Consider the following 23,204-nt stretch of genomic DNA (forward strand, 5'->3'; position numbering starts at 1 on the left):
GATATGCCCGCCGCGTTGGCGGGCACGAATTCAAGCCATGATGCGTCCGTGTGCCATCGCCACCGCGCGATCGCACATGTGATCGATTACGTCCGCATCGTGGCTGACCAGCACCATAGTCAGATCGCCCGCCTGTTTTAGTTCGTTGAGCAGGTTAAGGATCTCAGCCTGCACCGACATGTCCAACGCCGAGGTTGGCTCATCCAGCAGCAACAGCTTCGGCCGCAACAACAATGCGCGCACGATCGCCACGCGCTGCCGCTGGCCGCCCGACAGCTGATGCGGGTAGCGATCCAGCAGGCGCGGATCCAACCCGACCTGGCGAAAGCCCGCGCTGATTTTGCGTTCGATGTCGCTTTCCTTCAGCAGTTTGAGTGGCTCCGACAGCGTGCGCAAAAGCCGGTGTTTGGGGTGTAGCGATGCATAAGGATCCTGAAACACCATCTGCACCTCGCGCCGCAGTTCGCCGGTAAACGCCTGCCCCGGCTGCAGCTGCCGCCCCAGCAACTCAAAGCCTCCCTGCCAGCTGCCGTTCAGCCCGGCCAGCACCCACAGCAACGAGGACTTGCCGCAGCCGGAAGGCCCCACCAGCCCGAAACACTCACCCGGTTCGATGCGCAAGTTAACCCCATGCACCACGGTGCGCAGCTCGTAGCCCTGACGGTGACTGACGCTCAGTTTCTCCAGTGCGATCACGCTCATTTCAACGTCTCCAACAGCGCGCGATCCAACACGGGCAACGGCTTGCCGCGCGTCTCGCGGCTCGGCCGGCACGCCCACAGGGTGCGGGTATAAGGATGCGAGGCCTGCGCCAGCTCCGCCGCCGGCAGTTGATCCAACAGTTCGCCTTTGTACATCACCAGCACACGCTCGCAGTGGTGCGCCACCTGTTGCAAATCGTGGCTGATCAGGATCAGGCCCATATTGCGTTGCGCCACCAGATTTTCTATCAGTTGCAGAACCTGATCGCGCATCTGATGATCCAGCGCCGAAGTGGGTTCGTCGGCAATCAGCAACTGCGGATCGTTGATCAGCGCAATGGCCAGCATCACCCGCTGTCCCATGCCGCCGGAGAGCTGATGCGGATAGCGGCGGCACAGCCCCGCCGGATCGGGCAAGCCCACCGCCGCCAGCATCTCCAGCACTTTTTCACGCCGTTCGGCGCGACTCAGCTTCGCATGCAGCACCAGCGGCTCCTCCACCTGGCGGCCGATTGGCTGATTGGGATTCAGGGCATGCTTGGGATCTTGCATCACCATCGCCACCCGGTCGCCGCGCAGGCGGCTCCACTGGCGCTCGCTCAGGCGCGTTAAGTCTTCATCGCCCAACGTCAGACGCTGCGCCTGCAGCTGCAACGGCGGCGGCAATAACCCCATCAGCGCACGCGCGGTCAACGACTTGCCGGAACCGGACTCTCCGACCAGCGCCAGCCGCTCCCGTCCCATGCTGAACGAAATATTTTTCACCAGCGCCACCGGCTGTGGCCCCGGTACGCCAATCGCCAGGCGTTCGACGGTCAATAAGGTGTTATCAGTGCCCATGACGAGGATCCATTTTGTCGCGCAGGCCATCGCCCAGCAGGTTAAAGGCCAGGCTGGCGAACAGGATCGCCCCGCCCGGTGCGGCGGCGACCCACCATTGGTCGAAAATCACTTTACTGCCTTCGGCCACCATCGAGCCCCATTCGGCGGTCGGCGGCGCGACGCCCATGCCGAGAAACCCCAGACCGGCGGCGGACAAAATGATGCCACCCAGGCTCAGCGCCGCGCGCACCACCGCGCTCGGCAGGCATAAAGGCAAAATGTGGCCGACCATCAACCGCAGCCCGTTGATGCCCTGCATGCGCGCCGCCGCCAGGTAGTCGCTGCGGCGCAGCGCCAGGGTTTCGGCCCGCGCCTGGCGGGCAAAGGCCGGCCAGCTGGTCAATGCCAGCGCCAGTGCGCCGTTCATCAGCCCCGGCCCCATGACCGCCACGAACGCCAGCGCTATCACCAGACTCGGCAGCGACAGGAAAATGTCGGTCAGACGCATCAAAATGCGCTCTACCCAGCCGCCAAGGTAGCCGGCGCAAATGCCGACCAACAGGCCGATGGGAATGGTCAACACCAAAATCAGCGACACCAGAATCAGCGTTGGCCGCGCGCCGTAAATCACGCGGGAGAGCAAATCGCGGCCAAAGCCGTCGGTGCCCAGCCAATGTGCGGCGGAAGGCGGCAATAACCGCAGCTCGATATGCTGCAGATTGGGATCGAAAGGCGCCAGCCACGGGGCCAGCAGCGCGGTGACGATCAGAATCGCCACCAGCGCCGCGCCCAGCGTCAGCGTGGTCAGACGGCGACCGCTGCGGTAACCGATGGCCGGCTCGCTTTGCGGTTCGTGTTCAGAGAGATATTGGCTCATCGGGTTCGCGGATCCACTAAATAGGTCAAGGCGTCGGCCAGCGCATTCAACAACACGAAACAGGTGCCGATCAGCAACGTGGCGCCGAGGATCGCCGGCGTGTCGGCGGCAAACAGCGCCGAGGTCAGATAACGCCCGACGCCGGGCCAGGCGAACACCGTTTCGGTCAATACCGCCCCTTCCAACAGGCTGGCATAGGAGAGAGACAGCACGGTGATCAGCGTGCCCAGCACGTTGGGAAACACGTGCCGCAGCAGAATGCGCAGGCGGCCGGCACCCTTGGAACGCGCCAGCGTCACGTATTCCTTGTTGCACTCTTCCAGCATCGCCGCCCGCAGCAATCGGGTAATGCCCGCCATCGACAGCAGCGCCAACGCCACTACCGGCAGCCACAGGTGGCCGATGGCGTTGTAGAACATTTCGCGATCGCCGGACAGCCAACTGTCGATCAACACGAAACCGCTGCGCGGTTCCATGCTGTACAAGTAAATGTCGTCAAGCCGCCCCGGCCCCGCCGACCAGTGCAGCGTGGCATAGAACAGCAGCAGCCCAAGCAGGCTCAGCCAGAAAATCGGTACCGAATAGCCTACCAACGACAGCAAACGCGCCGCGTTATCCAGCCAGCTGCCAGGTTTGAGCACCGCCAGAAACGCCAGCGTAATGCCGCCGAGGGCGCCGAGGATAATGGCGCAGGTGGCCAGTTCGACCGTCGCCGGGAAGGTACGCAGCAGATCGCTCAATACCGGCTGGGCGGTGATGCGCGAAATGCCCAAATCGCCGTGCGCCAGGTGCACCAAATAACGCCAAAACTGCACCGGCAACGGCTGATCCAACCCCAGCTCGTGCCGCACCTGCGCATAGGTGGCTTCGCTCGCGTGATCGCCCGCCACCTGCAGCGCCGGATCGATCGGGGCCAGGTGCGACAGCATGAAGGTGAACAGCAATAGGCCAAGCAACGTTAACGCCAACGACAAGGCGCCGCCGAGCAGCCGCCCACCCCAGCGCCAATACCGCCGGGTAACCCCGGCGGAGGCCGACAGTTCGCCGGCCATTACTTACTGACCTTGCTGTAGAACACCATGTCAGGGTTGATGCCCTGCACATAGCCCTTGAGGTTGTCACGCACCGCAATCAGGCTGCGCGCCTGCAGACCGATAACGAACGGCGAGCTTTGCTGCACCTGTTTTTGCAGCTGCTGATAGTCGGCCACCCGTTTGGCGGTATCGTTTTCCGCGGTGGCGGCCAACGTCAGCTTGCTCAGCGCCGGGATCTGCCAGTTGGCGCGCCAGGCCAGCGTCTTGCTGCCATCTTCCGGGTTGTAGGCGAAGGCTGCGGCGTTGGTGTTAGGATCGAAATAATCCGGCCCCCAGGAAGTCAGCGTCGCATCGTAGTTAAGTGATTTCACCTTGGTGGAGACCTGTGAACTGATGCCAGGCACCAGTTCCACTTTCACGCCGCCCTGGGCAAAACTGGCCTGCAGCGCCTGAGCGATATCCAGGTATGGCGGTTGGTTGTTGACGTCCAGACGGAAACTGACGTTGCTGAGCCCTGCCTTGGCCAGTATCTCTTTGGCTTTTTGCGGATTGAAACTATACGGCTGATCCTTGAGCGCACCCAGATAACCGTCCGGCAGGAACGCCTGATGGCTTTGGAACTGCCCTTTCAGCAAATCGTCGGCGATGCCTTTGTAATCGAACAGCCAGCGCGCCGCCTCCCAGAACGCCGGATTGCCAAGCGCCGGCGACGCCTTGGCGTTGAACTGCAGGAAATAAAGCGAGGCGTAAGGAATGGCCAGCGGTTTGACGCCCGGCTTGCCCTTCAAGGCCGCCATCTGGTCTGCTCCCAGGTTGCGCGCGATATCGGCATCGCCCTGCTCGATCAGCAAGCGGCGAGCAGCCGGATCGGGCACGTTTTTGATCAGGATGGTTTTCAGCGTCGGCGCCCCTTCCGGCGAGCCGGGGTTGGCGTCCAGCACTACCACTTCGTGTGGCACATAGGTACGGATTTTGTAAGGGCCGCTGCCGGCGGAGTGGCTGTTCAACCATTGGTGCCCCAGATCGTCGCCCTGCTGGTGCGCCAACGCCTCTTTGGCATCGACGATCGACGATACCGGCGCTGACAGCAGGCTGAGTACGAAGGCCGGGCTAACGTTTTCACTCCAGCTGATTTTTACCGTGTGATCATCCACCTTGCTCAGATGTTGCTCCACGTTCTTCGCGTTCCAGCCCAGCTGCGTCAGGATAAACGACGGCTCCAGATTCAGTTTCACCACCCTTGAAAGCGAGAAGATCACATCTTCAGGGCGCAGCGGATTGCCGCTGGCGAATTTGGCGTCCGGGCGCAGGCTGAAAGTCAGGCTGCGATTGTCGGCACCGGCCTGCCAGCTGCTGGCCAATGTCGGTTTGAGATCGATAGGGTTGTGCGGATCAGACTGAATCAGACGCTGATACAGACTGTTGAACGACTGCACCGTGGTTAACTCAAATCCCTGGGCCGGGTCAAAGCTGACCACGTCATCGATAGACTGCGCGATCACCAGCGTGTTGGCCGGCGTCGCCGCCTGCGCGTTAACGCTGGCCGCCACGGCTAAAAACAGCAAAGAAGGAACGAGCGCTTTCATCTGAAACTCTCCAAGCGGATGGAATTTATAATAATTTCGCGAGTGTATGCGAGCACGATCGGCAGCTGAAGGTACTTAAATCACTATAGATATTCTTTTTGTATATATAGATGGGGTTTTGATTATTAGAGAGAGTACTGCACGCCAGATCGCACTCTCACAGCACCTGGCCGCAATGGATAACTGTTTTGCGGCGCAGTTCGCAGCGATGAAAGGCGGGGTTTGAGTCTGTTTCATTGGGTGATTAACGTGAGCTCGGTCACCCAAGGGACGGGAAAATGGAAAACCATCCATCAGAAAATGGCGTCTCACACCGGCATGAGAGAGCGATAGAGCAAACACTGGCAGACATGAACAGCGTCCTGCTTGAGTCGGATCTGTTTATGACTCGTCTGACGGTACAAGACCGGTGCTGGCAAAAAGGCAGAAAAAACGGGCATACGTTAAATTGGCGCTCTCTTTCTAAATATCATGCCCAAACGCCGATGATTTTCGCTTTCGTCATCGGCAAATGGCCAGCCCGCTCAGCCGCGCCGGCTTTTGCCTGTGCCGTTATCTCCAGGCAGAGAACGTTATCGAACTTGTCGCGTTGGAGAATTTCTCCCTGCGTGAAGCGCAACATCCACTGAAAGGCAATATGCTGCGCAACTGCTTGCAGGTACTGTATCTGTATGGCCTGAACCTGCAAGAGCAGAGGCTGACGCCGGTGCCTCCGCCGGACATACTTATCAGCCACGCAATCAATCACCGCGTGTTGGCGCTGTATACTCGTCAGGCCGCCTTTGAGGTGACACCCCATGACATGTGAAACCAGCTTCAACGCACTGAAAAAGTATATACAATCGCTGGAAAAGTACGGGGCCAAATGTGATGAGGTGCGTATAAATAACGAGCAGAAAGGAAGCCAAAATGGCAAAAAGGATCTGACCGACCCGCGTCCGCCCGAAGAACTCCCGGAATGGGAAGCCATCGGCCCGTTCAGAAAAAGTAAACGTCACCTGATCGAACGTACCGACGACTAATCCCCCTTCCCCGTGACAATCCGGCGGGGCCCGGTTGTCTGATTAAATCTGGTAGTCGATGGCCGCATCCAGCTGTGACGAGAACACCTTGTCCTTGATTTCGGTCAGCGACAGCGTCGGGTTGCACAGCTGGATAAAGCGCCAGGCATAGTTGCGCTGCAGCTGGCTGCGTTTCAGACCCAGCCATACCGTATTCGGTTCAAACAAGTGCTCGGCATTGAGGCTGACCAACCCGCGGTCACGCTCTTTTTCATACGACATGTCCGCCAGCACGCCCACGCCCAATCCCAGCTCGACGTAAGTTTTAATCACGTCGGAGTCCTGGGCGCTGAGCGCGATGTCCGGCGTCAGGCCCGCCGCTTTGAACGCCGCATCCAGCTTCGCGCGCCCGGTAATGCCCTGACGATAAGTGATCAACGGTAAGGTGCTGAGCATTTCCAGCGTCACCTGCGGCTGGCGCGTTAACTCGTGCCCTTCCGGCACCAGAATAGTGTGATGCCAGCGGTAATAAGGGAACGCGGCCAGCGATTCATCGCTCATCAGCCGTTCGCTGGCGATGCCGATATCGGCTTCGCCGGCGGCCAGCATCGAGACGATCTCCTCCGGGCTACCCTGATTGAGCACCACCCGCACCCGCGGGTAAAGCGCACGAAACTCTTTGATCACCCCCGGCAGGCTGTAGCGCGCCTGGGTATGCGTCGTCGCGATATGCAGCTGCCCCGAATCGTTGCTGCTGAAGACGTCTGCCAGGCGACGGATGTTATTGGCGTCGTTGAGAATACGTTCCGCTACCACCAGCAGCTCTTTGCCGGGTTCGGTCATGCCCAGCAGCCGCTTACCGCGGCGAATGAATATTTCAATGCCCAGTTCTTCTTCCAGCTCGCGAATATGCCGACTTACGCCGGATTGCGAAGTAAATAAGGTATTGGCGACCTCGGTCAGGTTGTAGTTGCAGCGCGCCGATTCACGAATAATTTTTAATTGTTGAAAGTTCATCCCGTCTCCCTGTTTCTTGCGGTAGCGTCTGCCATTATTGATACGGAGTCCTGCGGGGCTGAACAAATAAGAAATAACCTTTAGTTATGCAATTTAATACTAAGTGAATTATTTAGCGTAACTCTCGGGTGGTGAAGACGCGGGGACATGATGAAAGGCTTTAAAAATAAAGAGATAAATAACCATACAGAGAAAGAGGTTTAAGTAATCATGCAGCATATAGTTATTAAATAGAGGTATTAGATATATTAAAAAGGGCTCAGCGTGCTGAGCCCTTCACTTTCTGCCAACCCGCAAACACCTCAGGCCGTGGCCTCCGCCCCGAAAGCGCCGGGGCGGTTCTGCTGCAACCATTGCTGTACGTAACGCACCAGATCGCCGATGCAATCATCCTGCATGCCGTGGTGCTTCAGTTCGTTATCCAACGCAAACAGATATTGCGCGTTGGTGCCCAGCGGGCCGCTGGCGCTGGCGATCAATGGCGCGATCACTTGGTGGCTGGTGTCTGCCTCAAACAGGGGGTGCTGCGGGTTCATCACGAACACCAGCGCAGTGACAACCTCACCGCCCTCCAGCTGCAGCTCACACCAGGTCGGCACGTAACAATCGGTGATCATCTCGCGCTTCCACAGCAGCTCCAGCTCCTCGCGCAGCTTGCTTTCCGGCAAACGGAAAGCCAATCCGGTAGTCTGGCCACCCTCTTTCAGCGCCAGCATGCGCCCCGGCTGATGCAGCGTGCCACGCCCGGCGGTCAGGCGCATGCAGAACGCGCGGTGCCAGCCCTGCAGCAGGGCAGGCCGCACTTCTTCCGATTCAAAAACCGGATTCCACATCAGCGAACCGTAACCGAATATCCAAACCGGGCTGTGATCCGGCCGACGCGATAACGTGCAATCCAACGAGGCTGCGCGCTGTTCAGGCGTCAGCAACAGCGACTCTTCAATAGCGCCGAATGCGGTTTTGCAATCCGCTTTTTGCAGAAAATCTCGCGTTAACACTGTTACAACCTCCCGGGAATACGATTTCTCGTTCTCCCTCGCCACTGCTGAATCTTTGCAATTTTATTTTTGGCTACGGAATTTTATTAATTCAATAACCGCGCCTATTAACAATGACCATATTCTTTTCCCGCCGCGCAATCAAGTTGCAAAGCGGCGTTAAAGTGAAAAAGTATTTGTACTGAGCAGCAATAATATTAATTGCCGAGGTCAACATAACGTCTGCGCGATTTTTACCGGAGCACAAAGGCGTTACTTTTTGTGCCAACGCTCATCGTCGCCCTTGCGATAGCTTTGCTTGACCGCCGCCCAGGCCACCTTGTGCGCCGTCTCTTCCCGGCTGTCGTCACCGCGGCGGTCCTCAGGATCCTGATATTGTTGCCACGCGCTGTTGAACGCTTCCTTATAGATCGTCTGCGCATGGGCCGGCAGCACATGCTTCACATTGTCCGGCAAGTCGTTCGTGTCTTGATAGGGCATCACGTCCTCCCGTGCGTATTGCGTGAACCTTAAGCCTAGCCCACAGGCGACTGCGCCTCAATGAGCAAACAATTCTCATTATCAAACGGCATGATATACTCACCGCCAAACGAACTATAAGGAGATCCCCGTGACTACCGAAGCCCCTCGCTCACGCGCCCCCTACCTGATCGCCGTCAGCGCCGTACAGGACATGACGCCACACCTGCGCCGTATCACCTTTACCGCCCCCGATCTGCGCTACTACCCGGCCAACGCCGCTGCTGCACACATCAAAGTATTTTTGCCGCTCGCCGGCCAAACCCAGCCGGATCTGCCGACGCTGACCGAAAACGGTCCACGGTGGGCGGCAGACGCGGTGCGTCCTATCGTACGCACCTATTCCATTCGCGCCGTGCGCCCGGAGCTGGCGGAGGTGGACATCGAGTTCGCGATTCACGATCACCGGGGCCCAGCGGTCGATTTTGCACGCCAGGCGAAAGCCGGCGATAAAATCGGCATCAGCAACCCAGGTGGCCCGAAACCTATGCTGCCGGCGGCCGATTTCTACTGCCTGGCGGGCGATCCTTCCTCACTGCCTGCGCTGGCCGCGCTGCTGGAGAACCTGCCGCCGCACAGCGCCGGGAGCGCTTTCGTCCGCGTCGACAGCACCGCCGACGTGATTGATCTGAAGAAACCGGCCGGCGTTGAGGTGAATTGGATCGTTGGCGGCACGGAGAACACCGACGAACTGATCGCCCGTTTCCGCGCACAATCCCTGCCGCAGGGCGAAACGCACTTCTGGCTCGCCGGTGAAGATCGCCTGGTGGTAGAGCTGCGCCGCTACCTGCGTCGCGAACGCCAATGCGATCGTAATCGTCTTTATGCCGTACCTTACTGGCGTGAGGGACTAAATGAAGAGGGTTACCACAATAAACGGCATGAAATCATGGATAATATTGACGATTAACGACTGTATATTCCTTGATTAACCACGAACTAAACAAGTAAACACGACTTTTCTCAAATCTAACGTTAAAAATCGGCGTTATTGCGTAAAAGTAAGTAAATAAAACCGCACCCCGTGCGGTTTTTTTGCTACCCTGATCACATAAAGCAAGCAATTGCTTTCTCAGATAAAAACAACATCACACCGGCGCCGCGGGTGTATCCTAATATAAAATACCTACTGGAAACGCAGAGTTGCCGTGCCACGGCGACCGGCGCTGACGGGCTACGCTGTTTGAGAAGGAGTGCCACCCTCATGAAGTCGCAACACGATCCTGGCCGATCCACCAAGTCTCGCCACACCGAATACTCACTGATCTTCCCCATCGCCGCGCTGGTGGTGTTGAATTTATGGGGCAGCACCGATAACTTTCCGCTGATCGTTGGCATTAATATTCTCGCGCTGGTGGGTATCCTCAGCAGCGCCTTCAGCGTTGTGCGCCACGCCGACGTGCTGGCGCACCGTTTGGGGGAACCCTACGGCTCGCTGATCCTCAGCCTGTCGGTGGTGATCCTCGAGGTCAGCCTGATCTCGGCGCTGATGGCCACCGGTGACGCCGCGCCGGCGTTGATGCGCGACACGCTGTACTCCATCATCATGATCGTTTCCGCCGGCCTGGTCGGTTTCGCGCTGCTGCTCGGCGGGCGCAAGTTCGCCACCCAGTACGTCAACCTGGGCGGCATCAAACAGTACCTGATGGCGATTTTCCCGCTGGCGGTGATCGTGCTGGTATTCCCGAGCGCGCTGCCGGGCGGCAACTTCAGCACCGGGCAAGCGCTGCTGGTGGCACTGATCTCCGCCGCCATGTATGGCGTGTTCTTGGTGATCCAGACCAAAACTCACCAGAGCCTGTTCGTGTACGAGCATGAAGACGACGATGGCGACCCGCACCACGGCAAGCCCTCTTCGCACAGCAGCGCCTGGCATGCCGCCTGGCTCATCGTGCACCTGATCGCGGTTATCGCCGTCACCAAGTTCAACGCCAATCCGCTGGAAGGTCTGTTGACCAAAATGAATGCGCCGGCTCAGTTCACCGGCTTCCTGGTAGCGCTGCTGATCCTGTCGCCTGAAGGGCTGGGGGCACTGCGCGCCGTGTTGAACAACCAGGTGCAACGCGCCATGAACCTGTTCTTCGGTTCGGTGCTGGCGACCATCTCCCTGACGGTTCCGGCGGTCACCATCATCGCCACCCTGACTGGACAGACGCTGATCTTCGGCCTGCAAACGCCGCATATCGTGGTGATGCTGACAGTGCTGCTGCTGTGCCAACTGTCGTTCTCGACCGGCCGCACCAACGTGCTGAACGGCACTGCCCACCTGGCGCTGTTCGCCGCCTATATGATGACTATCTTCGCCTGATCAAAAAGGGGCGCACACCGTGCGCCCCTGTCTTCGTTATACCGAGAAGAATATCGCCGCGGCGATCCCCCCGAACAAAATCCATTTGATGATGTAATAACCGGTGCGGTTCCAGGCCTTCAGGCGTTTCCCCACCCGGCGTATCGCATAGATGTATTTGAACATCTTGTTGACGCCGCCGGTGCGATCGCCCTCTTCGTTAGGCGCGGTGGCGGCGCTCATCAAATTGCGCCCCAGCCAGTGGTTAACCGCCTGCGCCCAGCGATAACGCATCGGCCGTTCGATGTCGCAGAACAGGATCAGACGATTCTGCCCGCTCTGATTTTCCGCGTAGTGCAGGTAAGTTTCATCGAACATCACGCCTTCACCGTCGCGCCAGCTGTAGCGCTCGCCGTCCACCTCAATGAAGCAGCGGTCATCGTTGGGGGTAATCAGCCCCAGGTGATAACGCAGCGAACCGGCGTAAGGATCGCGGTGGCGCGGCAAACGGCTGCCGTCCGGCAGTTCGGCGAACATCGCCGCCTTGACCGAAGGCAAGCTGCGCAGCAATTCCGTGGTCTGCGGGCACAGGGTCATGGCGGAAGGATGGCTGTCTTCATACCATTTCAGGTAGAAGCGCTTCCAACCGGTCTTGAAGAACGAGTTGAAACCGGCGTCGTTGAATTGATCGGACGCTTTGATCTGCTGGATCTCCATCAGCTTCTGTCCTTCGTCGCGGATGGTTTCCCAATTCTCCCGCAGTACCGCCAGCTCAGGGAACTGCTCCGGCTTCAGGTACGGCGTGGTCGGCACGCGGGAAAACAGATACATGAAGACGTTCAGCGGTGCGGTAAAGGTGGAATGGTCAGACAGCTGACGCCACACGTTGTAGCGAACCCGTCCGCGGTAATGCACATAGACGACGCATAAAATAAGCAAAATCAGAATGATATATTTCATGTTTGAATCGCATCAAGAACCCACACGCAATGCGCCGCACGGCGCACACCCCAGATAGTGTCCTTTTGGCGGCGCACGCAAGTTGCGCGCCAATCTGGAACCCACTAATCATTAACGCTAACTCAACGAAAATCTATACAAAAAGCCACAATAATTTACACAAAGGTTAAACGAGAAGGGAAATTGCGCAGATAAAAAAGGCCGCCGAGGCGACCTTTTTTCAGTAGCGGATAGGTTAACTGTAAGCGTTGAGCGTGCGCTGGCACAAAGCGGAGCGTACGCAGTCCTGTTTTTCAAAGCGGATGACGCCGATCATCTCGTCCTCTTCGAAGCGCTCCAATGCATCGCTGAGGCCGGATTTCACGCCGCGCGGCAAGTCGCACTGGGTCACGTCGCCGTTAACGATAACCGTCACGTTTTCACCCAGGCGGGTCAGGAACATTTTCATCTGGCTGGCGGTGACGTTCTGGGCTTCATCCAGGATAACGACCGCATTTTCGAAGGTGCGCCCGCGCATATAAGCGAACGGCGCAATCTCTACCTTGCCGATTTCCGGGCGCAGGCAGTACTGCATAAAGGAGGAACCCAAACGGCGCACCAGAATGTCATACACCGGGCGGAAATAAGGCGCGAATTTTTCGGAGATATCACCCGGCAAGAAACCGAGGTCTTCATCCGCCTGCAAAACAGGACGGGTAACGATAATCCGATCCACCTCTTTATGGATCAGCGCCTCCGCCGCCTTGGCGGCGCTGATGAATGTTTTGCCGCAGCCGGCTTCGCCGGTGGCGAAAATCAGCTGCTTATTCTCTATGGCTGATAAGTAATGACCCTGAGCTTCGGTTCTAGCCTCGATGGGTGAGCTATCGCGCTTGTCTCGCGCCATGCCGATAGACTCGACTCCCCCCATTTGCACCAGCGAGGTCACAGACTCTTCTTCCAGCTGGCGATGACTACGAGCGTCACGACGAATAACGCGTTTCGCTTCACGACGTGCTTTGATCACTGCTTTCTGTCTACCCATAGTGGCACCTTACAGTTTGTTTCACCTACCGCAACGGCCGGGCCGCGCGATTATGTTTCACACACGTATTAGGTTTTGGCCTCCTCCGAGCCAATAAGAGCCAAGGGACAAGGTGAATCGACGGCAACGCTTAAGCGCCGTGTCTTCACGGGACAACGCGGACTGCATCAATAAACGTGGAGTAAAAAGTGATGAGATTCGATAGCGATAAGAGTGCGGGGTTGCCGGTAAAAGAGAGTCGGAGAGAGAACCCTCGTTACAACGAGAAATCAGGGGAGATGTGTTATTTTTTCTTTCCAGCCCAACCAAGGACTTTACCATTAGCGATCCCCGCAGTGATATTTACAGCTTCAAGCTGTGCACCGTGTGAAAACTACCGCCAGATGATTACAGTATAATGACATTCAATCCTGTCGCGTTACTAAAATGTAAAAAAATTTTATATGTTTTGTTTTTAGTGAGCGCAAAAACACTATATCACGCTCGGCACGTCATTCCATAAAAATTTTAATCACATTAATATCAATAAATTACAATTAAAAACCGCAAATGACACTTTGGTTTTATGATTAAATTTTGCACAATCTAAAGTCGGCGGGTCGTTCAGATTTTTTAATCCGCAGGCGAAGGATTGAATTGAACTCCGTCGCTTAATGTCCGGGTAATAAGCAAGCTAAAGTAAAACGAGGCGGGAGATCCCGCCTCGTCATTGCGCACTCAGGCCTTGAGCAGGCCGCTGGCCAAATAGTCGCCGCTCTCTTTCACGCCCGGCAATACGAAGAAATATCCGCCGCCGATCGGCTTGATGTATTCTTCCAGCGCTTCGCCGTTGAGCCTTTTTTGCACCGTCAGGAATCCTTTCTCCAGATCGGCCTGATAGCAGACGAACAGCAGCCCCATTTCCAGCTGCCCGGCATTGGAAACGCCAAGGGAATAGCTGTAGCCACGCCGCAGCATCAGGTTGCTTTGGCTTTCCGGCGTGCGGGGGTTAGCCAACCGGATGTGCGCATCCATCGGGATCACCTTGCCGTCGGGATCGTTCGCGTAGTTCGGCTCGTCATGTTCATGCTTCATGCCAAGCGGCGCGCCGCTGTGCTTTTCGCGACCGAAAATGGTTTCCTGCTCCTGCAGCGGCGTACGATCCCAAAACTCGACGCGGAAGCGAATAATGCGCGCCGCCTGATAGCTGCCGCCCACCGTCCACGCCGGCTCGCCGACATTGTCGCCGACCCACACCACCTTATCCATCAACGGTTTGTCGTCGGTTTTCGGGTTGGCGGTGCCGTCTTTGAAGCCCAGCAGGTTAATCGGCGTCTCTTTGCCTTTGCTGCGCGCCGCGTGCGCGGAAATAAACCCTTCCCGCTTCCAGCGCACGCTGAGCAAATCCGGAGAATGCTTGATAATATCGCGCAACGCGTGGATTACCGTTTCATTGGTGTTAGCGCAGATCTGCAGCAGTAGATCGCCGTGGCAAAGCCCGGCGTCCAACGCATCGTTGGGGAAACGAGTCATTTTCTGCAACCGCAGCGGTTTTTGCGCCTGCAGGCCAAAGCGCTCGTCGAACAGCGACGCGCCGACCGAGACGGTGATGGTCAGGTTATCCGGGTAAATCTCCGGCCCCATGATGCCGGAATCGAGCGGCGGTAGCTTGGCATCCACTTCCGGTGCCTTGCCGCCGTGGGTCAGGAAGGCAATGCGGTCGGTCAGGAGCCGGAACAGCCGCTCCAGGTCCGCTTTACTGGTCGCCAGCACGTCGAACGCCACCAGCATCATCGCCGCCTGTTGCGGGGTCAGCACCCCGGCCTGATGGCGGCCATAAAACGGCTGTTTCTGCCAGCGCTCATCCTGCGGTGCCGCCACCGGTTCCGCCGCTTTGTCCGCCGCCTGCACCAGACGGCCACTACCCAGCGCCAGCGCGCTCAGTCCCAGCCCCTGCAGTAAACGGCGGCGTGAAGGGGATGCAGCTCCTTGAAAGTGCGGATGAGGCCCATTATTCGGGCCTGCCTTGTTGCTCATAACCGTATGCCTCAGTCCAAACCCAATACGCCGCGCAGTTGGGAAAGATCTTCCGCCAGCGTGGTGATCGGCCCTTTCAAGGCATTGCGGTCGGCATCGGTCAGCTTCTCATAGGACTCATACCCCTCTTTGGTTTGGTACTTCACCAAAATGGTGTCCACGGTTTTGAAGTTGGCGTCGATCTTGTCCAGCAGCGGCTTGTTGGCCTTGAGCAACAGCGGGCGCAGCAGGTTGACGATCTTCTGCGCGCCGTCGACGTTGGCCTGGAAATCCCACAGGTCGGTGCGGCTGTAACGATCTTCTTCACCGCTGATCTTGCTGGCCGCCACTTCTTCGATCAACCCGGCTGCGCCGCCCACCACCTTGCTCGGCGGGAAGGTCAGTTCACCCACGCGCTTTTGCAGTTCAACGGTGTCCTGATACAGACGATCGGCATATTTGCCCATGTCTTTGGTCGAGTTATCGGCAAACAGCGCCTTCTCCAGACGGTGGAAACCGGTGAAATTCGGATCCGCCGATTTCTTCTCGTAATCGTCTTCACGGGCGTCGATACTGCCGTCCAGATCGGAGAACAGCTCGGCGATCGGCTCGATGCGCTCATAGTGCTGGCGGGTCGGCGCGTACAGCTTGCGCGCTTGTTCCACGTTGCCGGCCTTCACCGCGTCGGTGAACAGCTTGGTCTGTTTCACCAGCCCGTCGACTTCTTTGATGACGTAGACTTTGTATTCAGCGATCGGGCCAACCAGATCCAGCGCGTTCGGTTTGCCGTCGGTGGCGCCGTTGGTTGCCGCGGTGACGGTCAGTTTGCCTTTCGGGTTGCTCAGCAGCCCGCAGGTCATGTCATATTCGCCCGCTTCCAGCGTGGCGGTCATTTTCTGGGTGAAGCCCGGCGCGATGTTTTCGCGCTCTTCCACCACCATCACCCCTTTCAGGATTTCCCATTCGACGTTTTTCTGGCTGGTGTTATGCACCACAAACTGCGTCTTGCCGGCCGGCACCGTCAGCTGCATCGGTTCGCACTGCTTGTCGTTAACCGTAACCTTGACCTGCGGCACGTCCGCCGCCAACGCGTCGATGCTCAGCGCAAACGCCGGGATAGCCAGTAATGCTGCGTGCAACGCCTTACGGCGAAATAACGGAGTAGACATACGAGATTCCCTATTAAACATTAATGATTGATTTTACGTTGCGCCGGGGCCGCTGCCGGCTCCGCGCGCTGCGGCAGGAAAAAGAAAATCAGCGCCGGGATCAGATACAGGAAGTAGACCGCCACTTCGCTGACCGTCGGCGCTTCCTGGTACCCGAGAATGCCTTCCAGCAGGGTGCCGAACAGCGAATGGGTCGACAGGGTGCCGCTGAAATCGAAGGCGATGTCCTGGAAGTGGTTCCACAAGCCGGCTTCGTGGAAGGCGCGGATCGCCCCGGCGGCCAGGCCGGCGGCGACGAACAGAATGAACAGGCTGGTCCATTTGAAGAATTTGGCCAGGTGCAGCTTCACCCCGCCCCAATAAATCATCATCCCCAGCACGATGGCGGCCACCAGGCCGAGCACCGCGCCGATCGGCGCCGCAGCGCCCACGTCTTGCTGAAACGCCGCCAGCAGGAAGAACACCGACTCCAACCCTTCGCGCGCCACGGCGAAGAACACCATCGCCACCAGCGCCCAGCCCTGCCCTTTACCGGCGTTGAGCGCCTGATCGATCGCCCCTTCCAGATGCACCTTGACCGACTTGGAGACTTTACGCATCCAGAACACCATATAGGTGAGGATCACCACCGCCACCACCGCCACGATGCCTTCGAACAGCTCCTGCTGTTTCTGCGGGAACTCGCCGGTGGTTTCATTGATGAAGATGCCGAGCGCCAGACACAGCGCCGCAGCGACTATCACGCCGATCCACACCGCGCCCAGCCATTGGCTGCGCTGCGTGCGTTTCAGGTAGCTGGCGATCAGGCTGACGATCAGCGCGGCCTCCAGACCCTCACGGAACATGATAAGAAAGGGAACGAACATAACTAATCACCCCTGAAAAGACCGCGGCGGCAGAGAAAACCGGCTCGCAATGAGCCGCGGCGAGTATGTAAAGAAACGTAAAATACAACGAGAGTGATTATCATTCTGCCAAAAAGAAATACAAGAGGCGCAAGCGTGATTTTTTCTAATCAAATGTCGCCAGGTGTTACAGCCGGGTGGTGGTGTTAAGCAGGCAAAAAAAAGGGCGCTCTGCGCGCCCTTACTGACTGACATCGAACGGCAGTTACACCGTTTTGTACTCGGCTTCCGCCTGATCGAAACGCTCGGTCATGGTGGCGGAAGGCTGGCGGCCCATCAGGCTCACTACCACGATGGCCAGGCAGCCCAGGATAAAGCCCGGGATGATTTCATACAGGCCCAGCCACTCGTACTGTTTCCAGACAATTACCGTCACTGCACCGACCAGCATACCGGCCAGCGCACCGTTACGGGTCATGCGCGACCACATCACCGAAATCAGCACAACCGGGCCGAAGGCGGCGCCGAAACCGGCCCAGGCGTAGCTCACCAGGCCCAGCACGCGGTTCTCCGGGTTGGCCGCCAATGCGATGGCGATCAACGCCACCACCAGCACCATCACGCGGCCGACCCACACCAGCTCGCGCTGGCTGGCGCCTTTGCGCAGGAACGCCTTATACAAATCTTCGGTGATCGCGCTGGAGCACACCAGCAGCTGGCAGCTCAGGGTACTCATGACCGCCGCCAGAATCGCCGACAGCAGCACGCCGGCCACCCATGGGTTGAACAGCAGCATCGCCAGTTCGATGAACACGCGTTCGCCGTTCTGCGACACGTTACCGGCTTGCTCCGGGTTGTTGGCGAAATAAGCGATCCCGAAGAAACCGACGGCGATGGTGCCGGCCAGGCACAGGATCATCCAGGTCATACTGATGCGGCGCGCGCTGCGGATGGTGCGGTGAGAATCCGCCGCCATGAAACGCGCCAGGATGTGCGGCTGGCCGAAGTAGCCCAGGCCCCAACCCAGCAGCGACAGGATGGCGACAAAGTTCAGCCCCTTCAGCATGTCGAGGTTGGCCGGGTTCTGCGCCTGGATCACCAGCATCGAGGTATCGATGCCGCCGACGGCGAAGATCACGATCACCGGCGTCAGGATCAGCGCGAAAATCATCAGGCTGGCCTGCACGGTGTCGGTCCAGCTCACCGCCAGGAAACCGCCGATAAAGGTGTAGAGGATGGTCGCTGCGGCGCCGGCCCACAGGGCGGTTTCGTAGCTCATGCCGAAGGTGCTTTCGAACAGGCGCGCGCCGGCTACGATGCCGGAGGCGCAGTAAATGGTGAAGAACACCAGGATGACGATGGCCGAGATCACGCGCAGCAGCTTGCTGTTGTCTTCAAAGCGGCTGGTGAAATAGTCCGGCAGCGTCAGGGCGTTGTTGTTGGCTTCGGTATGTACGCGCAGCCTTCCTGCCACCAGCTTCCAGTTCAGGTAAGCGCCGATGGTCAGGCCGATAGCGATCCAGCTTTCGGAGATGCCGGAGAGGAAGATGGCGCCCGGCAGGCCCATCAGCAACCAGCCGCTCATGTCGGAAGCGCCGGCGGACAGCGCGGTCACCACGCTGCCCAAACTGCGGCCGCCGAGAATATAGTCATCAAAGTTGTTGGTTGCCCGGTAGGCAAGCAGGCCGATCAGCACCATCCCGAAAATGTACACCAGGAAGGTCACCAGCATAGGTGTGCTCATTGTCATTTAATTCTCCACTTTCATTATTATTCGCGTTTCGCTCCGGCCAAGCCGGCGCCGGTAAACCCACGCGCAATGCATTTCACTGGCCGCCGCACCGGAACGTGGCGCAGCCTGCGAGCAAGTGCAGGTAAAATAGTTTCTGCCCGTAATTGTTGACCGTCGGTTATCCTAGATGAGCCTTTCATCAACCAACAAGATATTTAACAACAAAGTTACACAAAGTTTACCCTGCGTCACATTTACCGGGCCCAAAGGTTGCACTCACGACAAGCAAAATGAGTTGCACCTGGTTATTACCCTTATATAGCGCAAGGTAAAGCGTCTGCGGCAGCATAAACCCCGCCGCATTCGCTCAATAACGCAACATTCGTGCCAACTGCCCATGTTAAAAAATCGATGAAACTCACACTTCGCTCATCAGCCTGATTTAACAAGGTTGCACAAAGTTGCAACATGCAGGATATTGTCAGCATTCTTGACACCACACATCTCACGAACCTATCCCAACAGGCTTTCCGACCTGCTGTTTGTCTAGCCTGATGGGATAGGTTCTAAACACAGGAGTTGGACAGGCATGGGCACTACCACAATGGGCGTGAAACTCGACGAGGCAACACGCGACCGGATCAAGAGCGCCGCGCAGCGCATCGATCGCACGCCGCACTGGCTCATCAAGCAGGCCATCTTTAATTACCTCGAGCGTCTCGAGAGCGGTACCGATATTCCTGAAATTCCAGCGCTGGCCGCTGCGGGCCAGGCTGAAGCGGACGACATTATGCCGCAAGCGCAGGAAGAGTCACACCAACCATTCCTCGATTTCGCCGAACAAATTCTGCCGCAGTCGGTTACTCGCGCCGCCATCACCGCAGCCTATCGCCGCCCGGAGACCGAAGCGGTGCCGATGTTGCTCGAACAGGCGCGATTGCCCGCCGATCTTGCTCAGGCTACTCACAAAATGGCCTATGGCATCGCCGAGAAGTTGCGTAACCAAAAAAGTGCAAACGGCCGCGCCGGCATGGTGCAAGGCCTGCTGCAAGAGTTCTCCCTCTCCTCGCAGGAAGGCGTGGCACTGATGTGCCTGGCGGAAGCGCTGCTGCGTATTCCGGATAAACCAACCCGCGATGCCCTGATCCGCGACAAGATCAGCAACGGCAACTGGCACTCGCACCTGGGGCGCAGCCCGTCGCTGTTCGTCAACGCCGCCACCTGGGGCCTACTGTTCACCGGCAAGCTGGTGTCCACGCATAACGAAGCCAATCTGTCCCGTTCGCTGAACCGCATTATCAGCAAGAGCGGCGAACCGCTGATCCGCAAAGGCGTGGACATGGCGATGCGCCTGATGGGCGAACAATTCGTGACCGGCGAAACCATCGCCGAAGCACTGGCCAACGCGCGCAAACTAGAAGAAAAAGGCTTCCGCTACTCCTACGACATGCTGGGCGAAGCCGCCCTGACCGAAGCCGACGCGCAGGCCTACCTGGTTTCCTACCAGCAGGCGATCCATGCCATCGGCAAGGCCTCCAACGGCCGCGGCATCTATGAAGGCCCCGGCATCTCCATCAAGCTGTCCGCCCTGCACCCGCGCTACAGCCGCGCGCAGTACGAACGCGTCATGGAAGAGCTCTACCCGCGCCTGCTGTCGCTGACCCTGCAGGCGCGTCAGTACGATATCGGCATCAACATCGACGCCGAAGAAGCCGACCGTCTGGAGATCTCGCTCGATCTGCTGGAGAAGCTGTGCTTTGAACCGCAGCTGGCCGGCTGGAATGGCATCGGCTTCGTGATCCAGGCCTACCAAAAACGTTGTCCGTTCGCCATCGATGCCGTGATCGACATGGCGCAACGCAGCCGCCGTCGCCTGATGATCCGCCTGGTGAAAGGCGCCTACTGGGACAGCGAAATCAAACGCGCTCAGATGGACGGCCTGGAAGGCTACCCGGTTTACACCCGCAAGGTCTATACCGACGTTTCCTACCTGGCTTGCGCCCGCAAACTGCTGTCGGTGCCGAACCTGATCTATCCGCAGTTCGCGACCCACAACGCCCATACCTTGAGCGCCATTTATCACCTGGCCGGCAACAACTACTACCCTGGCCAGTATGAGTTCCAGTGCCTGCACGGCATGGGTGAGCCGCTGTACGAACAGGTGGTGGGGAAAGTGGCCGACGGCAAGCTGAACCGCCCTTGCCGCATCTATGCGCCGGTCGGCACCCATGAAACGCTACTGGCGTATCTGGTACGTCGCCTGCTGGAAAACGGCGCCAATACCTCGTTCGTCAACCGCATCGCCGATGCCACCCTGCCGCTCGACGAGCTGGTGGCCGATCCGGTCAGCGCCGTGGAAGCGCTGGCGGCCAGCGAAGGCCAGATTGGCCTGCCACATCCACGCATTCCGCTGCCGCGCGAGCTGTACGGCGAGAAGCGCACCAACTCCAGCGGTCTGGATTTGTCTAACGAACAGCGTCTGGCCTCGCTCTCCAGCGCCCTGCTCACCAGCGCCAGCCATCCATGGCGCGCGGAACCGATCATCGACGCCGAATTGGATCAGGGCGTGGAGCAACCGGTGATCAACCCGGCCGAGCCGGGCGATGTGGTCGGCTACGTGCGTGAAGCTACCGAAGGCGAAGTCAGCCGTGCGCTCGACGCCGCTGCGGCCGCCGGCCCAATCTGGTTCGCTACGCCGCCGACGGAGCGCGCCGCGATCCTCGAACGCGCTGCAGAGCTGATGGAAAGCCAGCTGCAAAGCCTGCTGGGCATTCTGGTGCGCGAAGCGGGTAAAACCTTCAACAACGCCATCGCCGAAGTGCGCGAAGCGGTCGATTTCCTGCACTACTACGCCGGCCAGGTGCGCGACGATTTCGCCAACGACAGCCACCGCCCACTGGGTCCGGTGGTCTGCATCAGCCCGTGGAACTTCCCGCTGGCGATCTTCACCGGCCAAATCGCCGCCGCGCTGGCGGCGGGCAACAGCGTGTTGGCCAAACCGGCCGAGCAAACGCCGCTGGTGGCCGCGCAGGCGGTGCGTATCCTGCTGGAAGCCGGCATTCCGCAAGGCGTGCTGCAGCTGCTGCCGGGCCAGGGTGAAACCGTCGGCTCGACGCTGGTCAACGATGCCCGCGTCCGCGGCGTGATGTTCACCGGCTCCACCGACGTCGCCGGCATTCTGCAGCGCAGCATCGCCGGTCGTCTGGATCCGCAAGGCCGTCCGACACCGCTGATCGCCGAAACCGGCGGCCTGAACGCCATGATCGTCGACTCTTCGGCCCTGACCGAACAGGTCGTGACCGACGTAGTGGCCTCCGCCTTCGACAGCGCTGGCCAGCGCTGCTCCGCGCTGCGTATCCTGTGCATTCAGGAAGACGTGGCCGAGCACACGCTGCAAATGCTGCGCGGCGCGATGGCCGAATGCCGCATGGGCAACCCAGAGCGCCTGTCTACCGACGTGGGCCCGGTGATCGACGCCGAAGCCAAAACCGGCATCGAACGCCACATCCAGGCGATGCGCGCCAAAGGCCGCAAGGTTTACCAGGCCGCCAAAGGCAGCGCGCAGGATGAGAAAGAGTGGGCGCGCGGCACCTTCATCAAACCGACGCTGATCGAACTCGACAGCTTCGACGAGCTGCAAAAGGAGATCTTTGGCCCGGTGCTGCACGTGGTGCGCTTCCAGCGCAACAATCTGGACGCGCTGGTCGATCAGATCAATGCCGCCGGTTATGGCCTGACGCTGGGCATTCACACCCGTATCGATGAAACCATCGCGCGAGTGACCGAACGCGCCAAGGTTGGCAACCTGTACGTCAACCGTAACATGGTCGGTGCGGTGGTCGGCGTACAGCCGTTCGGCGGCGAAGGCCTGTCGGGCACCGGTCCGAAAGCCGGCGGCCCGCTGTACCTGTACCGTCTGCTGGCTAACCGTCCGGACGACGCGCTGCAGCGCACGCTGCATCGTCAGGACGAAGAGCGCCCGATGGAAGCCACCGCGCGGCCGCAGCTGTTGGGCGCGCTGCAATCGCTGGAAAAATGGGCGATCACCAGCCAACACGGCGAACTGGCGGCATTGGCGCAGCGCTATGCGGAACTGGGCCAGGGCGGCACCGTGCGCCCGCTGCCGGGCCCGACCGGCGAGCGCAATACCTATGCCCTGCTGCCGCGTGAACGCGTGCTATGCCTGGCGGATAACGAAACCGACGCGCTGATCCAACTGGCCGCCGTGCTGGCGGTCGGCAGCAGCGCGCTGTGGCCGGAAGCGGAACTGCAACGCAACCTGTTCCGCCGCTTGCCGAACGATGTACAGGCGCGCATCGCCTTCAGCAAAGATTGGCAGCAGGACAAGGTCGAGTTCGACGCCGCCATCTATCACGGCGATGCCGATCAGCTGCGCACCTTGTGCGAGCAGATCGCGCAGCGCGGCGGCGCGATCGTCTCGGTGCAGGGCTTTGCCCACGGTGAAACCAACATCCTGTTGGAACGCCTGCTGATCGAGCGTTCTCTGAGCGTCAACACTGCCGCCGCCGGCGGTAACGCCAGCCTGATGACCATCGGTTAACGCTTAGTCAAGGCGGCAATGCGTTGCCGCCTGATTTGCATACCGCCACGCAAACCCTGCACCTGTGCAGGGTTTT

19 protein-coding genes are annotated in these 23,204 nt (G+C 58.9%); 5 read left to right on the forward strand and 14 right to left on the reverse strand.

Annotated features, from left to right (window positions below; all coding sequences use genetic code 11):
- Window positions 1–30: 30 nt before the first annotated feature.
- From EGY12_RS20970 to EGY12_RS20990, 5 genes are read right to left on the reverse strand one after another with little or no spacing between them, the layout of a single operon-like run.
- The gene (locus EGY12_RS20970; RefSeq protein WP_123895240.1) at window positions 31–702 is read right to left on the reverse strand and encodes an ABC transporter ATP-binding protein; all 672 of its coding nucleotides are present in this window, start codon (window positions 700–702) and stop codon (window positions 31–33) included.
- Complete coding sequence (locus EGY12_RS20975; protein ID WP_123895241.1) at window positions 699–1,541, reverse strand: ABC transporter ATP-binding protein; 843 nt, start codon at window positions 1,539–1,541, stop codon at window positions 699–701. Before EGY12_RS20975 ends, EGY12_RS20970 begins: the two co-directional genes overlap by 4 nt.
- A complete protein-coding gene (locus EGY12_RS20980) occupies window positions 1,531–2,400 on the reverse strand; it encodes an ABC transporter permease (protein ID WP_123895242.1) in 870 nt (289 codons plus the stop codon). Before EGY12_RS20980 ends, EGY12_RS20975 begins: the two co-directional genes overlap by 11 nt.
- On the reverse strand, window positions 2,397–3,452 hold the full coding sequence (locus tag EGY12_RS20985) for an ABC transporter permease (RefSeq protein ID WP_123895243.1): 1,056 nt from the start codon (window positions 3,450–3,452) through the stop codon (window positions 2,397–2,399). Before EGY12_RS20985 ends, EGY12_RS20980 begins: the two co-directional genes overlap by 4 nt.
- Window positions 3,452–5,020: an ABC transporter substrate-binding protein gene (locus EGY12_RS20990; RefSeq protein WP_123895244.1), complete on the reverse strand. Its 1,569-nt coding sequence runs from the start codon at window positions 5,018–5,020 to the stop codon at window positions 3,452–3,454. The genes EGY12_RS20985 and EGY12_RS20990 overlap by 1 nt, the downstream gene beginning before the upstream one ends.
- Before the next feature lie 511 nt (window positions 5,021–5,531).
- On the opposite strand from EGY12_RS20990, the gene EGY12_RS23505 reads away from it, so the two are divergent.
- Both EGY12_RS23505 and EGY12_RS23510 read left to right on the forward strand, forming a co-directional pair.
- A complete protein-coding gene (locus EGY12_RS23505) occupies window positions 5,532–5,828 on the forward strand; it encodes a hypothetical protein (protein WP_253722880.1) in 297 nt (98 codons plus the stop codon).
- A complete protein-coding gene (locus tag EGY12_RS23510; RefSeq protein ID WP_253722883.1) occupies window positions 5,818–6,042 on the forward strand; it encodes a hypothetical protein in 225 nt (74 codons plus the stop codon). The genes EGY12_RS23505 and EGY12_RS23510 overlap by 11 nt, the downstream gene beginning before the upstream one ends.
- A 42-nt stretch (window positions 6,043–6,084) precedes the next feature.
- Here EGY12_RS23510 and cbl read toward each other — a convergent pair whose 3' ends face one another.
- From cbl to chaB, 3 genes are all read right to left on the reverse strand, one after another.
- The gene (gene cbl, locus EGY12_RS21000; protein ID WP_123895245.1) at window positions 6,085–7,038 is read right to left on the reverse strand and encodes an HTH-type transcriptional regulator Cbl; all 954 of its coding nucleotides are present in this window, start codon (window positions 7,036–7,038) and stop codon (window positions 6,085–6,087) included.
- A 302-nt stretch (window positions 7,039–7,340) separates the two neighbouring features.
- Window positions 7,341–8,036 (reverse strand): gamma-glutamylcyclotransferase, encoded by a 696-nt coding sequence (locus EGY12_RS21005; protein ID WP_123895246.1) that lies wholly within the window; start codon window positions 8,034–8,036, stop codon window positions 7,341–7,343.
- 252 nt (window positions 8,037–8,288) lie between these two features.
- On the reverse strand, window positions 8,289–8,516 hold the full coding sequence (gene chaB, locus EGY12_RS21010) for a putative cation transport regulator ChaB (protein WP_123895247.1): 228 nt from the start codon (window positions 8,514–8,516) through the stop codon (window positions 8,289–8,291).
- A gap of 130 nt (window positions 8,517–8,646) precedes the next feature.
- On the opposite strand from chaB, the gene EGY12_RS21015 reads away from it, so the two are divergent.
- Both EGY12_RS21015 and chaA read left to right on the forward strand, forming a co-directional pair.
- Window positions 8,647–9,465, forward strand: a complete 819-nt coding sequence (locus tag EGY12_RS21015; RefSeq protein ID WP_123895248.1) for a siderophore-interacting protein — start codon at window positions 8,647–8,649, stop codon at window positions 9,463–9,465.
- A 294-nt stretch (window positions 9,466–9,759) separates the two neighbouring features.
- On the forward strand, window positions 9,760–10,863 hold the full coding sequence (gene chaA, locus EGY12_RS21020) for a sodium-potassium/proton antiporter ChaA (protein WP_025303229.1): 1,104 nt from the start codon (window positions 9,760–9,762) through the stop codon (window positions 10,861–10,863).
- 36 nt (window positions 10,864–10,899) lie between these two features.
- Here chaA and lpxO read toward each other — a convergent pair whose 3' ends face one another.
- The 6 genes from lpxO to putP form a co-directional block, all read right to left on the reverse strand.
- Window positions 10,900–11,802, reverse strand: a complete 903-nt coding sequence (gene lpxO / locus EGY12_RS21025; RefSeq protein ID WP_025303230.1) for a lipid A hydroxylase LpxO — start codon at window positions 11,800–11,802, stop codon at window positions 10,900–10,902.
- A 235-nt stretch (window positions 11,803–12,037) separates the two neighbouring features.
- Window positions 12,038–12,826: a phosphate starvation-inducible protein PhoH gene (phoH, locus tag EGY12_RS21030; protein WP_015378226.1), complete on the reverse strand. Its 789-nt coding sequence runs from the start codon at window positions 12,824–12,826 to the stop codon at window positions 12,038–12,040.
- Window positions 12,827–13,543: 717 nt separating this feature from the next.
- A complete protein-coding gene (gene efeB / locus EGY12_RS21035; RefSeq protein WP_123895249.1) occupies window positions 13,544–14,842 on the reverse strand; it encodes an iron uptake transporter deferrochelatase/peroxidase subunit in 1,299 nt (432 codons plus the stop codon).
- An 11-nt stretch (window positions 14,843–14,853) separates the two neighbouring features.
- Window positions 14,854–15,990: an iron uptake system protein EfeO gene (efeO, locus tag EGY12_RS21040; RefSeq protein WP_123895250.1), complete on the reverse strand. Its 1,137-nt coding sequence runs from the start codon at window positions 15,988–15,990 to the stop codon at window positions 14,854–14,856.
- Between the two features lie 20 nt (window positions 15,991–16,010).
- Window positions 16,011–16,856 carry an iron uptake transporter permease EfeU gene (gene efeU / locus EGY12_RS21045; RefSeq protein ID WP_123895251.1) on the reverse strand — a complete coding sequence of 282 codons (846 nt, stop codon included), beginning with the start codon at window positions 16,854–16,856 and terminating at the stop codon, window positions 16,011–16,013.
- 244 nt (window positions 16,857–17,100) lie between these two features.
- Complete coding sequence (putP, locus tag EGY12_RS21050) at window positions 17,101–18,585, reverse strand: sodium/proline symporter PutP (RefSeq protein WP_123895252.1); 1,485 nt, start codon at window positions 18,583–18,585, stop codon at window positions 17,101–17,103.
- A 571-nt stretch (window positions 18,586–19,156) separates the two neighbouring features.
- On the opposite strand from putP, the gene putA reads away from it, so the two are divergent.
- A complete protein-coding gene (gene putA / locus EGY12_RS21055; protein WP_123895253.1) occupies window positions 19,157–23,128 on the forward strand; it encodes a trifunctional transcriptional regulator/proline dehydrogenase/L-glutamate gamma-semialdehyde dehydrogenase in 3,972 nt (1,323 codons plus the stop codon).
- Window positions 23,129–23,204 lie beyond the last annotated feature (76 nt).

Source organism: Serratia sp. FDAARGOS_506, assembly GCF_003812745.1.
Lineage (GTDB): Bacteria > Pseudomonadota > Gammaproteobacteria > Enterobacterales > Enterobacteriaceae > Serratia.

Excerpts from the sequence above, each read along its gene's own strand:
- EGY12_RS20970 (WP_123895240.1), bottom strand. The coding sequence starts at position 702 with ATGAGCGTGATCGCACTGGAGAAACTGAGCGTCAGTCACCGTCAGGGC.
- EGY12_RS20975 (WP_123895241.1), bottom strand. The coding sequence starts at position 1,541 with ATGGGCACTGATAACACCTTATTGACCGTCGAACGCCTGGCGATTGGC.
- EGY12_RS20980 (WP_123895242.1), bottom strand. The coding sequence starts at position 2,400 with ATGAGCCAATATCTCTCTGAACACGAACCGCAAAGCGAGCCGGCCATC.
- EGY12_RS20985 (WP_123895243.1), bottom strand. The coding sequence starts at position 3,452 with ATGGCCGGCGAACTGTCGGCCTCCGCCGGGGTTACCCGGCGGTATTGG.
- EGY12_RS20990 (WP_123895244.1), bottom strand. The coding sequence starts at position 5,020 with ATGAAAGCGCTCGTTCCTTCTTTGCTGTTTTTAGCCGTGGCGGCCAGC.
- EGY12_RS23505 (WP_253722880.1), top strand. The coding sequence starts at position 5,532 with ATGGCCAGCCCGCTCAGCCGCGCCGGCTTTTGCCTGTGCCGTTATCTC.
- EGY12_RS23510 (WP_253722883.1), top strand. The coding sequence starts at position 5,818 with ATGACATGTGAAACCAGCTTCAACGCACTGAAAAAGTATATACAATCG.
- cbl (WP_123895245.1), bottom strand. The coding sequence starts at position 7,038 with ATGAACTTTCAACAATTAAAAATTATTCGTGAATCGGCGCGCTGCAAC.
- chaB (WP_123895247.1), bottom strand. The coding sequence starts at position 8,516 with ATGCCCTATCAAGACACGAACGACTTGCCGGACAATGTGAAGCATGTG.
- chaA (WP_025303229.1), top strand. The coding sequence starts at position 9,760 with ATGAAGTCGCAACACGATCCTGGCCGATCCACCAAGTCTCGCCACACC.
- lpxO (WP_025303230.1), bottom strand. The coding sequence starts at position 11,802 with ATGAAATATATCATTCTGATTTTGCTTATTTTATGCGTCGTCTATGTG.
- phoH (WP_015378226.1), bottom strand. The coding sequence starts at position 12,826 with ATGGGTAGACAGAAAGCAGTGATCAAAGCACGTCGTGAAGCGAAACGC.
- efeB (WP_123895249.1), bottom strand. The coding sequence starts at position 14,842 with ATGAGCAACAAGGCAGGCCCGAATAATGGGCCTCATCCGCACTTTCAA.
- efeO (WP_123895250.1), bottom strand. The coding sequence starts at position 15,990 with ATGTCTACTCCGTTATTTCGCCGTAAGGCGTTGCACGCAGCATTACTG.
- efeU (WP_123895251.1), bottom strand. The coding sequence starts at position 16,856 with ATGTTCGTTCCCTTTCTTATCATGTTCCGTGAGGGTCTGGAGGCCGCG.
- putP (WP_123895252.1), bottom strand. The coding sequence starts at position 18,585 with ATGACAATGAGCACACCTATGCTGGTGACCTTCCTGGTGTACATTTTC.
- putA (WP_123895253.1), top strand. The coding sequence starts at position 19,157 with ATGGGCACTACCACAATGGGCGTGAAACTCGACGAGGCAACACGCGAC.